16 protein-coding genes are annotated in these 15,033 nt (G+C 65.4%); 11 read left to right on the top strand and 5 right to left on the bottom strand.

Going from position 1 to position 15,033, the window contains the following annotated elements; translation table 11 throughout:
* Window positions 1-11 precede the first annotated feature (11 nt).
* A complete protein-coding gene (locus MRAB57_RS28070) occupies window positions 12-623 on the bottom strand; it encodes a TetR/AcrR family transcriptional regulator (protein WP_077090936.1) in 612 nt (203 codons plus the stop codon).
* 72 nt (window positions 624-695) lie between these two features.
* On the opposite strand from MRAB57_RS28070, the gene MRAB57_RS28065 reads away from it, so the two are divergent.
* The 7 genes from MRAB57_RS28065 (at window position 696) to MRAB57_RS28035 (ending at window position 7,742) form a co-directional block, all read left to right on the top strand.
* Window positions 696-1,271, top strand: coding sequence for an NAD(P)H-dependent oxidoreductase (locus tag MRAB57_RS28065; RefSeq protein WP_425436831.1), 576 nt, complete (start codon window positions 696-698; stop codon window positions 1,269-1,271).
* 516 nt (window positions 1,272-1,787) lie between these two features.
* Window positions 1,788-2,027, top strand: coding sequence for a redoxin NrdH (locus MRAB57_RS28060; protein ID WP_077090235.1), 240 nt, complete (start codon window positions 1,788-1,790; stop codon window positions 2,025-2,027).
* A gap of 64 nt (window positions 2,028-2,091) precedes the next feature.
* A complete protein-coding gene (nrdI, locus tag MRAB57_RS28055) occupies window positions 2,092-2,574 on the top strand; it encodes a class Ib ribonucleoside-diphosphate reductase assembly flavoprotein NrdI (protein WP_077090933.1) in 483 nt (160 codons plus the stop codon).
* Window positions 2,541-4,709: a class 1b ribonucleoside-diphosphate reductase subunit alpha gene (nrdE, locus tag MRAB57_RS28050; protein ID WP_077090234.1), complete on the top strand. Its 2,169-nt coding sequence runs from the start codon at window positions 2,541-2,543 to the stop codon at window positions 4,707-4,709. Before nrdI ends, nrdE begins: the two co-directional genes overlap by 34 nt.
* Window positions 4,710-4,755: 46 nt before the next feature.
* Window positions 4,756-5,505, top strand: a complete 750-nt coding sequence (locus MRAB57_RS28045; RefSeq protein ID WP_108638148.1) for a TetR/AcrR family transcriptional regulator — start codon at window positions 4,756-4,758, stop codon at window positions 5,503-5,505.
* A gap of 154 nt (window positions 5,506-5,659) precedes the next feature.
* On the top strand, window positions 5,660-7,213 hold the full coding sequence (locus MRAB57_RS28040) for a flavin-containing monooxygenase (protein ID WP_077090233.1): 1,554 nt from the start codon (window positions 5,660-5,662) through the stop codon (window positions 7,211-7,213).
* Between the two features lie 70 nt (window positions 7,214-7,283).
* The gene (locus tag MRAB57_RS28035; RefSeq protein ID WP_077090232.1) at window positions 7,284-7,742 is read left to right on the top strand and encodes a universal stress protein; all 459 of its coding nucleotides are present in this window, start codon (window positions 7,284-7,286) and stop codon (window positions 7,740-7,742) included.
* Window positions 7,743-7,752: 10 nt separating this feature from the next.
* On the opposite strand, the gene MRAB57_RS28030 is transcribed toward MRAB57_RS28035, so the two are convergent.
* Entirely contained in the window at window positions 7,753-8,673 is a 921-nt protein-coding gene (locus tag MRAB57_RS28030) for an SDR family NAD(P)-dependent oxidoreductase (protein ID WP_077090932.1), read from the bottom strand.
* Window positions 8,674-8,775: 102 nt separating this feature from the next.
* On the opposite strand from MRAB57_RS28030, the gene MRAB57_RS28025 reads away from it, so the two are divergent.
* A complete protein-coding gene (locus MRAB57_RS28025) occupies window positions 8,776-9,348 on the top strand; it encodes a TetR/AcrR family transcriptional regulator (RefSeq protein ID WP_077090231.1) in 573 nt (190 codons plus the stop codon).
* A gap of 1 nt (window position 9,349) precedes the next feature.
* On the opposite strand, the gene MRAB57_RS28020 is transcribed toward MRAB57_RS28025, so the two are convergent.
* From MRAB57_RS28020 to MRAB57_RS28010, 3 genes are read right to left on the bottom strand one after another with little or no spacing between them, the layout of a single operon-like run.
* Complete coding sequence (locus MRAB57_RS28020) at window positions 9,350-9,886, bottom strand: TetR/AcrR family transcriptional regulator (protein WP_077090230.1); 537 nt, start codon at window positions 9,884-9,886, stop codon at window positions 9,350-9,352.
* Complete coding sequence (locus MRAB57_RS28015; RefSeq protein WP_077090931.1) at window positions 9,870-10,316, bottom strand: SRPBCC family protein; 447 nt, start codon at window positions 10,314-10,316, stop codon at window positions 9,870-9,872. Before MRAB57_RS28015 ends, MRAB57_RS28020 begins: the two co-directional genes overlap by 17 nt.
* Window positions 10,317-10,349: 33 nt before the next feature.
* Window positions 10,350-11,927, bottom strand: a complete 1,578-nt coding sequence (locus MRAB57_RS28010; RefSeq protein WP_077090229.1) for a phytoene desaturase family protein — start codon at window positions 11,925-11,927, stop codon at window positions 10,350-10,352.
* A gap of 92 nt (window positions 11,928-12,019) precedes the next feature.
* Here MRAB57_RS28010 and MRAB57_RS28005 point away from each other — a divergent pair, with 92 nt between their 5' ends.
* The 3 genes from MRAB57_RS28005 (at window position 12,020) to nrdF (ending at window position 15,025) form a co-directional block, all read left to right on the top strand.
* Entirely contained in the window at window positions 12,020-12,634 is a 615-nt protein-coding gene (locus MRAB57_RS28005) for a TetR/AcrR family transcriptional regulator (RefSeq protein ID WP_083743556.1), read from the top strand.
* Between the two features lie 68 nt (window positions 12,635-12,702).
* Window positions 12,703-13,842: a glutathione-independent formaldehyde dehydrogenase gene (locus MRAB57_RS28000; protein WP_077090228.1), complete on the top strand. Its 1,140-nt coding sequence runs from the start codon at window positions 12,703-12,705 to the stop codon at window positions 13,840-13,842.
* A gap of 208 nt (window positions 13,843-14,050) precedes the next feature.
* Entirely contained in the window at window positions 14,051-15,025 is a 975-nt protein-coding gene (gene nrdF, locus MRAB57_RS27995; protein WP_108638025.1) for a class 1b ribonucleoside-diphosphate reductase subunit beta, read from the top strand.
* Window positions 15,026-15,033 lie beyond the last annotated feature (8 nt).

Genomic DNA, 15,033 nt, shown 5'->3' with positions numbered 1-15,033 from the left:
GCGGGCGCCGATCACCGTCCACAAAGCTTGCGCGCCAAGCTTTCCCACGCCTCGCCCAGGCTCTCGAGGGTGTGCCCGCCGTAATCGAGTTGGTGCTCAACGTAATCCACGTCGAGCAGGGCCAGCAGCGCGTCGGTCTGGACGTCCAGATCTCCGGTGGTGTTCGCCGCGCCCAGCAGCACCCGTACATGGGTGCGCTGTACCGCGGCCGCCCCGGCGTGGCGGGTCAGCGCATCGCCCTTGGCCGCCGACAGCAGCGCGTGGTGGGTGTGGACGAAGCACATCCGTTCGCGACCGAACGCGACTAGCCGATCCAGCGGGGGCGCGTCCGGTCCCAGCGGCGCCGGCCCGAACAGGAAGGCCTGCTGGCTGTTCCGCTCGTCCTCGTCGAGCAGCACCATCATCAGGCCGGCCCGGCTGCCGAAGCGGCGGAACAGGGTGCCCTTGCCGACGCCGGCCTCGGCCGCGATGTCGTCCATGGTGACCGCGTCCGCGCCCCGCTTGCCGACCAGCTCGCGGGCGGCCTGTAACAGGAGTGCGCGGTTGCGGGCGGCGTCGCCGCGCTCGTGCGGGGGTTCGGGAGCAGAGACGGGCAACTCGCCCGGCCGCTCGACACCGCTCACCACTGCACTTTAACGCGACCGGAATAAAACGGACTACAGTCCGGTTTGGGCGTGGGAGGATGTAGACAACAAATCGAAGGGAACCGGACAGTGGCAGAGATCAAGGTGTTGGCGTTGGTGGGGAGTCTGCGTGCGGCGTCGATCAACCGCAGGATCGCCGAACTGGCGGCCGAAGTGGCTCCCGACGGCATCGCCGTCACCGTGTTCGAAGGACTCGGCGAACTGCCCTTCTACAACGAGGAGATCGACGACGCGACCAACCCGGACGCCCCGGCAATAGGCGAGGTCGCGGCGCTGCGTGCCGCGGCCGCCGACTCGGACGCCGCGTTGGTGGTGACCCCGGAGTACAACGGCAGCTACCCGGCGGTCGTCAAGAACGCGGTCGACTGGCTGTCCCGGCCGTTCGGCAACGGCGCGCTGAAGGGCAAGCCGCTGGCGGTCATCGGCGGGTCGTTCGGCCAGTACGGCGGGGTGTGGGCGCACGACGACACCCGCAAGTCCTTCGGCATCGCCGGCGCCCGGGTGGTCGAGTCGATCAAGCTCTCCGTGCCGTTCAAAACGCTGAACGGAAAGGCGCCGGCGGAGCACGCCGAACTGTCGGCAAATGTCCGCGACGTGGTCGGCAAGCTTGCCGCCGAAGTGGGCTGATTTAGCGGTATCCGACAAGCCGCCCGAGCGGCGACCAGCACAGATCCGAAAGCCGCATAGCCAAAGCCGCCAGCAGCGCCTGGCGGCTTTGCTAGCGGCGTGCTAGCACCTGCTAGCGGTGGGTCGCCGCGGCGACGCCGTCGGCGTTGTCGGTGGTCGCTGATATACCGGAGCGCATGACGCACAACGGCGCGATTTGTGACCTGCGACACGCCGATGAGACGGTTGCGCCAAGCCTTACGACCAGGGAATTTCAGAATTGTTATTCAGAACATCTTGTATCTCGCCAACTTGTCACCCACTAGGTGTAGTGTTCCGAGCACCGACAGATCCCTGCATCGCCCAGCGGACCGGCTTGGCGAAGCTCCCCGGAAAACGGCTTGAACGTGTCGAAGCTCGCGCTTCGCACCGACGGCGGCGCAACGGGAATCCCGGGGCTTGGCGGGACGCTGAACCAAGTACTCCAAAGCAGTAGCCAGTCCCCTCGTCTCGACCTTCCGCAAAGGAGCGGCTTCCATGAGCATCACCGTCTACACCAAGCCGGCATGCGTGCAGTGCAGCGCGACCTACAAAGCCTTGGACAAGCAGGGCATCGCCTATGACACGGTCGACATCAGCCTGGACTCCGAGGCGCGTGACTACGTGATGGCGCTGGGCTATCTGCAGGCACCCGTGGTGGTGGCAGGAAACGACCACTGGTCCGGCTTCCGGCCAGACCGCATCAAGGCACTCGCGACCGCGGCGCTCAGCGCCTAGCGGCTAGACGATCAGTAAGGGAGGGTTGCGGTCCATGGACAACTCGGGGCGCAACCTGGATTGGATGAGTGACGACCCGCAGCGCCCGGCGGCGCCGGGCTTGCGATCGTCACTGGTCTATTTCTCCAGCGTGTCGGAGAACACCCATCGCTTCGTGCAGAAGCTGGGTGTTCCCGCCACGCGGATACCGCTGCACGGGCGCATCGAGGTCGACGACCCGTACGTGCTGATCCTGCCCACGTACGGCGGAGGCCGCGCAACCCCGGACATCAACGACGGTGGTTACGTCCCCAAACAGGTCATCGCCTTTTTGAACGACGAGCACAACCGTTCGTTGATCCGCGGCGTCATCGCCGCGGGCAACAACAACTTTGGTGCGGAGTTCGCCTACGCGGGCGATGTGGTGTCCCGCAAATGCGGTGTCCCGTACCTCTACCGCTTTGAACTGATGGGCACGCCGGACGACGTGGAAGCCGTCCGCGCGGGCTTGGAAGAATTTTGGAAGGACCAGACGTGCCACCAACCGCCACAGCTGCAGAGCCTGTAACCACCGGCGCCCACGCATTGCCGGGGGAGACCGACTACCACGCGCTCAACGCGATGCTGAATCTGTACGACGCCGACGGCAAGATTCAGTTCGACAAGGACCGCGAGGCTGCACACCAGTACTTCCTGCAGCACGTCAACCAGAACACGGTGTTCTTCCACAATCAGGACGAGAAGCTCGACTACCTGATCAAGGAGGACTACTACGAGCGCGAGGTGCTCGACCAGTACTCGCGCAACTTCGTCAAGACGCTGCTCGACCGCGCCTACGCGAAGAAGTTCCGGTTCCCGACGTTCCTCGGCGCGTTCAAGTACTACACCTCGTACACGCTGAAGACGTTCGACGGGAAGCGCTACCTCGAGCGGTTCGAGGATCGCGTCGTGATGGTGGCGCTCACGCTCGCCTCCGGTGACACCACGCTGGCCGAGAAGCTCGTCGACGAGATCATCGACGGCCGGTTCCAGCCGGCCACCCCGACGTTCCTGAATTCGGGTAAGAAGCAACGCGGTGAGCCGGTGTCCTGCTTCCTGCTGCGCATCGAGGACAACATGGAGTCGATCGGGCGATCGATCAACTCGGCTCTGCAACTATCCAAGCGCGGCGGGGGAGTTGCCTTGCTGCTGAGCAACATTCGTGAGCACGGCGCCCCGATCAAGAACATCGAGAACCAGAGCTCGGGTGTCATCCCGATCATGAAGCTGCTCGAGGACTCGTTCTCCTACGCCAACCAGCTCGGGGCGCGTCAGGGCGCCGGCGCGGTGTACCTGAACGCGCACCACCCGGACATCTACCGGTTCCTGGACACCAAGCGCGAGAACGCCGACGAGAAGATCCGGATCAAGACGCTGAGCCTGGGCGTGGTAATCCCGGACATCACCTTCGAGCTCGCCAAGAAGAACGAGGACATGTACCTGTTCTCGCCGTACGACGTCGAGCGCGTCTACGGCATGCCGTTCGCCGACATCTCGGTCACCGAGAAGTACCACGAGATGGTCAACGACGGCCGGATCCGTAAGTCGAAGATCAAGGCGCGGGAGTTCTTCCAGACGCTGGCCGAGCTGCAGTTCGAGTCCGGCTACCCGTACATCATGTACGAGGACACGGTGAACCGGGCCAACCCGATCGAGGGCAAGATCACGCACTCGAACCTGTGCTCGGAGATTCTGCAGGTGTCCACGCCGTCGTTGTTCAACGAGGACCTGACGTACGCCAAGGTGGGCAAGGACATTTCGTGCAACCTGGGCTCGCTGAACATCGCCAAGACGATGGACTCGCCGGACTTCGCTCAGACCATCGAGGTGTCCATCCGCGCGCTGACCGCGGTGAGCGACCAGACGCACATCTGGTCGGTGCCCTCAATCGAGCAGGGCAACAACGAGTCCCACGCCATCGGCCTCGGCCAGATGAACCTGCACGGCTACCTGGCGCGCGAGCACATCCTCTACGGCTCCGAAGAGGGCGTCGACTTCACCAACATCTACTTCTACACCGTGCTCTATCACGCGCTGCGCGCATCGAATCGCATTGCGATCGAACGGGGTTCGGCGTTCGGCGGTTTCGAGCGGTCGAAGTATAAGTCGGGTGAGTTCTTCGACAAGTACACCGAGCAGGTGTGGGAGCCGGCCACCGCGCGGGTGCGCGAAATCTTCGCCGAGGCGGGCATTCGCATTCCGACGCAAGAGGATTGGCAGCGGCTCAAGGAGTCGGTGCAGCAGCACGGCATCTACAACCAGAACCTGCAGGCCGTCCCGCCGACGGGGTCGATCAGCTACATCAACCACTCGACGAGCTCGATCCACCCGGTGGCGAGCAAGATCGAGATCCGCAAGGAAGGCAAGATCGGCCGCGTCTATTACCCGGCGCCGTATCTGACCAACGACAACCTGGAGTACTACCAGGACGCGTACGAGATCGGCTACGAGAAGATCATCGACACCTACGCCGCGGCCACCCAGCACGTCGACCAGGGGCTGTCGCTGACCTTGTTCTTCAAGGACACCGCCACCACCCGTGACGTCAACAAGGCGCAGATCTACGCCTGGCGCAAGGGGATCAAGACGCTGTACTACATCCGGCTCCGGCAGATGGCGCTGGAAGGCACCGAGGTCGAGGGCTGCGTCTCCTGCATGCTGTAAGCCAGTCTGCCCAGGTCAGCGGCTGCAGCGCGGTATGGTGCTTGATGTGGTGAGAGTGCCCCGACCTTCGAGACCCCACCCCAGCGTGAAGCCCGGGGCGAAGGTCGATGCGCGCAGCGAGCGCTGGCGCGAACACCGCAAGAAGGTCCGCGGCGAGATCGTCGAGGCCGCCTTCCGTGCCATCGACCGCCTCGGACCCGAGCTGAGCGTGCGGGAAATCGCCGAGGAGGCCGGCACCGCCAAGCCCAAGATCTACCGGCATTTCCACGACAAGTCGGACCTGTTCGAGGCGATCGGCGAGCGGCTGCGCGACATGTTGTGGAGCGCGATCTTCCCGTCGATCGACTTGGCCAACGACTCGGCCCGCGAGATCGTCCGGCGCAGCGTCGAGGAGTACGTCACCCTCGTCGACCAGCACCCCAACGTGTTGCGGGTGTTCATTCAGTCGCGGTCCGGGTCTCCCGCCGACGCGACGATGCGGACGCTGAACGAGGGCCGGGAGATCACCCTGGCCATGGCCGACATGTTCGACAACGAGCTGAAGGACATGAAGCTGGACCATGCGGCATTCGAGCTGGCCGCGCATGCGGCCTTCGGCTCGGCCGCCTCGGCCACCGAATGGTGGTTGGGGCCCGATCCGGAAAGCCCGCGACGCATGCCGCGCGAGCAGTTCGTGGCCCACCTGACCACCATCATGATGGGGGTCATCGTCGGCACCGCAGAGGCGCTGGGCATCGCGGTGGACCCTGACCAGCCCGTGCACAGCGCCGTACGCAGCAGCCCCGCCGCGAGCTGAGCCGCCGCCGCGTTGACATCGCGGGGGTCATCGACAACACTCGTCGTATCCGATACCCCGGGTACTGGGTATTTACGTGAGCCGGATGCGGGTACGCACAGGTGCACCGGCCGACGTCCCCCTAGACGGGCCCAACGAGGAAGACCGATCCACTGTGACCGATGCATTGACACAAGCCGAGCCGACCTCAGCGGCACATCAGCCGGTGCATACCCGCGCCATCATCATCGGGACGGGATTCTCCGGCCTGGGCATGGCGATCAAGCTGCAGCGGCAGGGCGTCGACTTCGTCATCCTGGAGAAGGCCGGCGACATCGGCGGCACCTGGCGCGACAACAGCTACCCCGGGTGCGCCTGCGACATCCCGTCACACCTCTACTCGTTCTCGTTCGAGCCCAAGCCGGACTGGAAGAACCCCTTCTCCTATCAGCCCGAGATCTGGGACTACCTCAAGGGCGTCACGGATAAGTACGGGCTGCGCCGCTACGTCGAGTTCAACTCGCTGGTCGACCGGGCCCATTGGGACGACGCCGAGCATCGCTGGCACGTCTTCACCGCCGACGGTCGAGAATTCGTCGGGCAGTTCCTGATCTCGGGCGCCGGCGCGCTGCACATCCCGTCGATCCCCGACATCGACGGTCGCGACAAATTCCAGGGCCCCGCTTTCCATTCCGCGGAATGGGACCACAGCGTCGACCTCACCGGCAAGCGGGTCGCGATGATCGGCACCGGCGCCAGCGCGATCCAGATCGTGCCCGAAATCGTCAACCAGGTCGGCGAACTTCAGCTCTACCAACGCACTCCGCCGTGGGTGGTGCCGCGGTCCAACCCCGACCTGCCGATCGCGCTGCGCCGCGCCATGGGGCTCGTTCCCGGGCTGCGCGCTCTGGTGCGCCTCGCGATCTACTGGGGCCAGGAGGCGCTGGCCATCGGCATGACCAGGCGGCCCAACGCGCTGAAATTCATTGAGGCGTACTGCAAGTACAACATTCGCCGGTCGGTCAAGGATCGCGAGTTACGGCGCAAGCTGATTCCGAACTATCGGATTGGCTGCAAGCGAATTCTGAACTCGTCCACCTACTACCGCGCGGTCGCCGACCCGAAGACCGAACTCATCACCGACGGCATTTCCCGAATCACCCGCGACGGGATCGTCACCGCCGACGGCACCGAGCACAAGGCCGACGTCATCGTGTTCGGCACCGGCTTTCACGTCACCGACTCCTACACCTACGTGCAGATCAAGGGGCGCGACGGCGAGGACCTGGTCGATCGCTGGAACCGCGAAGGCATCGGCGCGCATCGCGGGGTCACCGTCGCCGACATGCCCAACCTGTTCTTCCTGTTGGGCCCGAACACGGGGCTGGGGCACAACTCGGTGGTGTTCATGATCGAATCCCAGATCCGTTACGTCGCCGACGCGATCAAGACGTGCGACAAGCTGGGGGCCCAGGCGCTGGCCCCGACCCGTGCCGCCCAGGACCAGTTCAACGACGAGCTGCAGCAGCGGCTCGGCACGTCGGTGTGGAACAGCGGCGGCTGCAGCAGCTGGTATCTCGACGAGCACGGCAAGAACACCGTGCTATGGGGCGGTTACACCTGGGAGTACTGGCGTGATACCCGCTCGATCCGGGCCGCCGAGTATCACTTCTTCGGCGTGGGCAACGGCGCACGCGCCGGCCGGCACGCGGCGGCCATTCAGAGCTGATCGCCGCTATTGACCAATTCGCCTTCATCTGGGAGTTTGAGCCAGAGTTGGGCTCTACCTTGGGAGACACATGAGCGCCTATAAGACCGTTGTGGTCGGCACCGATGGTTCGGACTCGTCGCTGCGTGCGGTGGACCGCGCGGCCGCGATCGCCGCGGATCACGGAGCGACATTGATCATTGCGACGGCGCATCTTCCCGTCAACGAGGAAAAGGGCCGCTACGCCATCCCGCCGGGCAGCGACCACGGCCAGGACTACCGCACGGTGGGCGAGGCACCCTATTACGCGATCCTGCAGACCGCCAAGGAGCGGGCGCACCTAGCCGGGGCGAAGGACGTGGTGGAGAAGTCGATCGTCGGTACCCCCATCGACGTGTTGGTGGATCTCACCAAGAAGGCCGAGGCCGGCCTGCTGGTCATCGGCAACGTCGGGATGAGCAGCGTCGCCGGGCGGCTGCTGGGATCGGTCCCCTCCGAAGTCTCCCGCAAGGCCAAGACCGACGTCCTGATCGTCCACACCGCCAGCTGAGGCCGATCGCTCAAGCGTCGGCGGAAGTCGTTGCGGCGCCATGCCGTTCGGTTGACTCCGCGCCTTTTGCAAAGGATCGAAGGTTCAGCCGCACGATGCGATCGAGGACCCGGTCGGATACCAAGCGGCTGACCCGGAGCAGGATCGCGGCGTCGCGGCCGATGGTGTAGCGAGTCCGGGGACGAGATGCGGTGGCGGCCTTGGCGACAATCTTCGCGGCGTGTTCGGCGGAGACACCATCCTCACCGAACGATCGGGCTTGTGCCGTGACGGCCGCGGCGAGTTCGCTGTAGCGGGCGATCTGCGCGTCGGTCATGTTCGCCTGCAGCCCCTGCGCGGTGGAGATCCCGCGCTCGGCCATCTCGGTCTTGACCGCGCCGGGTTCGACGACGACGACCTTGATTCCGGTGTCGGCGACCTCGCGGCGCAGCGCGTCGCTGACCGCCTCGAGCGCGAACTTCGAACCGGCATACGCGCCGTACGTCGGCAGAACTACCTTTCCGCCAACGGAACTGATGTTCACCACGGTGCCGGAGCTGGCCAGCAGCGCCGGAAAGAGCGCCTGGGTTATTGCGATGTGGCCGAATAGATTGACTTCGAACTGCTGGCGCCATTCGGCCAGCGCCAGCGTCTCGACGGGCGCGTTGATTGCGATGCCGGCGTTGTTGATCAGCGCGCGCAGGGGCCGCTGCAGCGGGTCGCGCGCGACGCATTCGGCGATCGCGGCGACGTGCGACTCCACGGTGATGTCGAGGATGTGCGGTTCGATGCCCTGGCCGCGCAGCGCGTCGGCGTCGGATTCCCGGCGTACCCCGGCGAGCACGTGAAAACCCCTGCGGGCCAGTTCTTTTGCGGTGGCTGCGCCGATCCCGGTGGAGGCGCCGGTCGCCACGATCAGCTCCTGATGGTCGGAGCGACTCGACGAATTCATGGCGGTCTCCATCCGACGGGCTGCCTTTGAGTTGACGATGTCAACCGAAACTAGGCGCTTAAGTTGACGTTGTCAACTGAACTGCGGGCTTATGCTCTGCCGGTGACAACACGAGCGGAAAGCGCGGCGGCTACGCGCCATGCCCTGCTGGAGGCGGCGGGGGTCCTGCTCGACCTCGGCGGTGTCGAGGCCGTGACGCTGCGCGAGGTCGGTGCGCGCGCGGGCGTTTCGCGCTCCGCCGCATATCGGCACTTCGCCGACAAGGAATCTCTGCTCGCGGTCCTGGCGATCGACGCGCTGAGCGACTTGGGCGATTTCCTCGAGGCGCTCGCACACAGTGGCGACTCGCCCAAGCAGTCCCTGCGATTCGGTCTGCTTTCGCTGATCGAGATCGGCCGCACCCGGCCCCACCTGTATCGCCTGATGTTCACCCCGCCCGCGGGGGACCCGACCGAGGCCATGCGGGTGGCCGAGCGCGCGCAGGACCTGTTTCTCGACGTCGTGGGCCGCATCACCGGTCCGCGGCAGGCGAGACGCTATGGGGCGCTTCTGTTGACGAGCGCGCACGGCATCACGGGTCTGGACCTCAGCGGCCACATGGACCTGGACAAGTGGCACACCAACGCCGAGGAACTCGTCGACACGCTGATCTCCGTGCTGCCGAAGGCGAAGTAGTTCAGCGGCCGAGCAGCTCCGCGAAAGCCCTTGCGGCGGCGTCCACTCCAGCGTCGTCGTTGGTGGCAACCAGATCCAGCAGCAGGCCGCGGACGACCGCCAGGCCGAGCCGGGTCATCGCGGGGTCGGCGGCGCCGGCGACCTTTTCGACCTCGTCGAGCCAGCCCTCTACCGCGCCGGGGACCATGCGGGCGAACGGTTCCTCGCCCTGGGCCGCGCGGGCGTAGCACTCGAAAAACAGCCGCTCGGCCTGCCGCAGCTCGGGTCGTCGGACGTCGGCCCACATGGCGGCGAAGCCGTCGGCCGGGCTCGTCGGCAATTCCGGCAGTACGGTCATCTGGCGGCGCTCGACCTCCGCGACGATCGCCATCAGCAGATCCTCGCGAGAGCCGAAGTGGTGCAACAGCATTCGATGACTGGTGCCGACGGCCTCGGCCACCTCGCGCAGCGAGCGCCCGCCGACGCCGCGGGCCGCGAACTCCTCGACGAGCGCATCGAGCAATTGCCGGCGGCGCGCGACGTCAGGCGTGCGAACCATCGGCTCCGCGCAGCTGCTCGGAGCGGGCCTTGAGGCCCTGGGCCTCCAGTTCGAGGAAGCGCCGCGTCTTCTTGGCCATCAGCCGTCCGACCAGCGCGCCGAGGAAGCCGCTCTGGTCGAGTTGCTGGCGCACCAGGGTGCGCCCGCCGGGTTGCGCGGTGACGAAGTGGCGTGCGGTCACCCGCACGCCGGGGGAGCGCTGCACCCAGGTCCACGTCGAGCCGGGCTCGATCTCGGTCACCTGCCAGACCAGCTTCTGCATGCCGGGCTGCTTGATCGCGAACCGTCGGCCGACGGCGAGGGCGGGTCCGTCCAGCCCGGTCAGCGACGTCACCGAGGCGGTCCACTCGGGCCAGCGCTCGACGTCGCTGAAGACATCCCACACCAATTGGGGTGGCGCGGCGATCTCGATGCTGTCTTCAGTAAACATGTACCACATGGTACATCGAAAGCGGGGCGTTGCCTATGCCTTGATGCGGGCCTCTAGGTGCTTGAGCGCGGCCTCCGCGCCGTTCCACCCCGGGATGCCGGTCACGCCCGGGCCGGGATGGGTGCACTGGCCGCACAGGTAGAGCCCGTCGACCGGGGTGGCGAACTTGTCGGCGCCCTCCACGACGCGGCCGGTCCAGAGCTGGTTGGGCTGCAGCAGGCCGTGCGAGTAGTCGCCTGCGTGTGCGCTGAAGGTGCTGCCGAAGTAGCGGTTGGAGAACACCACGCGGTTGGTGACCGAGTCGGCGAACCCGGGCGCATACGTGTCGAAGATGTTCACGCAGGTGTCGGCGTATTGCTCTTTCCAGCTTCGGTTTTCGTCGGCGTCGAGCCCGGTGGGGAAGTAGGGCGTGAAAATCGTTGCGCTGTGCTTACCTTCGGGCGCCAGCGACGAGTCGACCATGCTGGGGATGTAGAGATAGGTGGGCGGCGCGTCGGGAAGCTGTCCTTTGCGGTACTGCTCCCAGGCGTCGCTGATGTATTCCGCAGAGGGCGCGTAGGCGACGGTGGGACACCAGTGGCCGTTGTCCTGCATGTAGGGCTGCAGCCGGTCGATCCATTGCGGCGCTTGGTCGATGGTGAGGTGGGCCTGGATGTAGCCGAGGTTGAAGTTGATCTCTTTGATCTTGCGGATGTAGTCGTCCGGAAAGTTCTGCGCGCCGGCCAGATTCACAAAGGTGGTGTACGGGTCAAGCGACGACAGCACCGCGTCGGCGGAAATCGTTGTGCCGTCGCGCAGTTGGACACCCGTGGCGCGCCCGCCCTCGACCAGGATCTCCTTGACATGCTGCTTGCACTGCACCTCGGCGCCCAGCGATTCGGCGCGGCGGCACAGCGCGGCGCTCAGCGAGCCGATTCCCCCACGCGGCATGATGTATTCGACGTTGCCGCCGCCGATCAGGTAGTGGTACAGCGTCGACGCATTCGAGCCCGGCGTCCAGGGGCCGCCGTCGAACGCGTCGATCGACATCGCGGCCAGCGAGCCCTGGATGCAGCGGCCCTGGTCGGGCGCGAGGAAACGGCGGACCGTGTCCATCGTGCTGCCGTACCACATCTGGGCGAAGTCGTGGCGATCCTCGGGCGTGGGCTGCGACGCGATCACCTCGATGATGTCCAGCGGCGGTCCGAACGCGGAGTCGACGAAATACGGCGCGAACCGGCCGAGGTGGGCGAACAGACCGCCCAGGCCCGTCGCGACGTCGGTGCCGTGATCCTCGAGGAGGTGGCGGCCCATCCGCTCGAGGTCGTTGTACATCACGAACGGGGTGTCCTGCGCGTCGCCGAACGTGCACGTCGAGGTCCACTGATCCATCAGCTCGAAGCCCCACTTGGTGAGCTCCAGGCGTTCGGTCATCTCCTGGCGCCAGATCAGCACCGCCCAGGCTCCGACGCTGTGCTTGTAGCCGTCGAAGAGTTCCCGGGTGGCGGCCATGCCGCCGAGGAAGTGTGCGCGTTCGAGCACCAGCACCTTCGCGCCGCTCTTGGCCAGCACGTTCGCGGCCACCAAACCGTTATGACCTGCTCCGATGACGATTGCGTCGTAGTCCGCCATGTTGGCTCCTCGGGTGTGATGTCGGGACTGCTGGCACAATGTCACACCTGACATATTTGCGTCAATGGTGACATTTGGTGTCTGCTTATCCCGTGGAGTCTCGGAGCCAGCGCACGCGGCAGGCGCTGTTACAGGCGGCGATGAAGCGCTTCGTCGCCGATGGCGTGCACCAAACCAGCGTGTCCGACATCGCCGCCGACGTCGGGGTGACGGAGCGAACCTTCTATCGGCACTTCCCGTCCAAGCACGCGGTGATCTTCGCCGACTACGACATCGGCTTCGAATGGTTCGCCCGCGCGCTGGCGCTGCGCCCGCACGGGGAGTCCATCACCGCGTCGGTGCGAAAAGCCGTGAACGCCTTCCCTTTTGACTTCGCAATGGTCCGCGAGGCGGCGACGATCCGGTCGCGCGATCTCGATCAGGACATCATCACCACCCACATTCGGCGGATGCGCGATCAGGTGGCCGACGAGATCTCCCGCTTCATCCATGAGCGATCCCAGCCCACCGCCGACGGGGCCATGATCGCCGACATCGCGGCGCACAGCCTGGCCACCGCGGTCTTCGTCTCGCTGGAAGCCTGGATGGGCAAAGGCGGACAGGACCCCGACCTCAACCAAGACGAACTGAGCCGGCTGACCGACATCGCGCTGAGCACCCTGGAGGACGGGCTGACGGCGACGCTGCGACACGCCGGACTGGACTAGCCCTTTCAGGGTTGAATTCCGCGCCACGGGGTATCCCGCTCCGAATCTTTCTTTTACAGGAGCGTGCGATGCGGGCTGTGGTGTTCAACGGGCTGCGAGACGTCTCGGTCGAAGACGTCCCGGATCCCTTCATCGAGCGCCCTACCGACGTCGTCGTCAAGATCACCGCATCCAACATCTGCGGTTCCGATCTGCACATGTACGAGGGCCGCACCGACCTGAAGCCGGGAACGGTGATGGGTCACGAAAACCTCGGCGAGGTGGTCGAAGTCGGCCACGCGGTTTGCGACATCCGCGTCGGCGACCGGGTCTGCCTGCCCTTCAACGTCAGCTGCGGGTTCTGCAAGAACTGTGCCGCTGGCTCGACGGGCTTCTGCCTGACTGTCAACCCGCCGTCGGCCGGCGGCGCGTACGGGTATCCGAGCATGGGGCCCTACAGCGGCGGGCAGGCGGAATACCTGCGCGTGCCGTACGCGGACTTCAACGCGCTGAAGCTGCCCGAGGACAGCGTCGACAAAGAGAACGACTACGTCATGCTCGCCGGCGTCTTTCCCACCGGCTGGCACGGCACCCAGCTCGCGCAGGTGGAGCCCGGCGATCGGGTCGCGATCTACGGCGCGGGCCCGGTCGGCATCATGGCGGCATACTCGTCGTTAATCCAAGGTGCGGCAGAGGTTTTCGTCATCGACTACGTCGCCGAGCGCCTGGCGCTGGCGGAGAAGTTCGGCGCCATCGGCATCGACGCGAGGACCGACGCCGTCGGGTACCTCAAGGACCTCACCGACGGCGAAGGAGTGGACCGCGGGATCGAGGCGGTCGGTTACCGGGCTCACGATCCGGCGGGCAATGAACGATCGGGTCTGACCATCAATGCGCTGGTCGATGTCGTCCGCCCGACCGGGGGCATCGGCGTGGTCGGTGACTTCGTCCCACAAGACCCCGGTGCCGCAGATGATTTGGCGAAAAGCGGGAGGATGGCGTTCGACTTCGGGACGTTCTTCCTCAAAGGGCAGACGATGGCGGCCGGCCAGGCCAACGTCAGGACCTACACCCGGTACCTGCGCGACCTGATTCACCAGAACAAGGCGACGCCGTCGCGGCTGGTATCGCACAACCTGGGCCTGTCCGACGCACCGGATGCCTACCGGCACTTCGCAAATCGCGATCAGGGCTGGATGAAGGTTGTGCTCAACCCCGGGCGGGGATGACCAACTGCCGCGCGGCGCAGGGGCTGTTCGCGGGCTCCGCACTGGGATCAACCCGAGCGAACGGCCCGCTTGATCCTGGAATCGGCCTAACCTGGAGGTCGCGACACGTAAACACAACTTCTTGTGTTGCCCCGGGTTGTCGCACCCCAGGGGTAGTGTCTGGAGCCTGACGTCCCTCAGGCAAAACGGCGTGTGAAGTGGGGTTCTGGTGACCGAAAACATGAAGCTGATCGACCGCGCTTCGGCGATCAACTGGAACCGGGTGCAAGACGAGAAGGATGCCGAGGTCTGGGACCGGCTGACCGGCAACTTCTGGCTGCCGGAGAAGGTGCCGGTGTCCAACGACATCCCGTCCTGGGGGACGCTGACCGCCAACGAGAAGCAACTGACGATGCGGGTCTTCACCGGCCTGACGCTGCTGGACACCATCCAGGGCACGGTCGGAGCGGTCAGCCTGATTCCCGACGCGCTGACCCCGCACGAGCAGGCCGTCTACACCAATATCGCCTTCATGGAGTCGGTGCACGCCAAGAGCTACAGCAACATCTTCTCGACGCTGTGCTCGACGGTCGAGATCGACGAGGCGTTTCGCTGGTCGGAGGAGAACCCCAACCTGCAGCGCAAGGCCGAGATCGTCATGCAGTACTACCGCGGTGACGAACCGCTCAAGCGCAAGGTCGCCTCGACGCTGCTGGAAAGCTTCCTCTTCTACTCCGGCTTCTACCTGCCGATGTACTGGTCGAGCCGGGCCAAGCTGACCAACACCGCCGACATGATCCGGCTGATCATCCGCGACGAGGCCGTGCACGGCTACTACATCGGCTACAAATACCAGCGCGGCTTGGCGCAGGTCGACGAGGAGCGCAAGCAGGAGCTCAAGGACTACACCTACGAGTTGCTCTTCGAGCTCTACGACAACGAGGTGGAGTACACCCAGGACCTCTACGACGAGGTCGGGCTGACCGAGGACGTCAAGAAGTTTCTGCGGTACAACGCCAACAAGGCGCTGATGAACCTCGGCTACGAGGCACTGTTCCCGCGCGACGAGACCGACGTGAACCCGGCGATCCTGTCCGCGCTGTCGCCCAACGCCGACGAGAACCACGACTTCTTCTCCGGTTCCGGCTCGTCGTACGTGATCGGCAAGGCCGTCGTCACCGAAGACGCGGACTGGGACTTCTAAAGCCCGGG

It is taken from the genome of Mycobacterium rhizamassiliense (assembly GCF_900157375.1).
GTDB lineage: Bacteria > Actinomycetota > Actinomycetes > Mycobacteriales > Mycobacteriaceae > Mycobacterium > Mycobacterium rhizamassiliense.
Note: the sequence above shows the minus strand (reverse complement) of the source record. Positions and strands in the feature narration are given on the sequence as shown.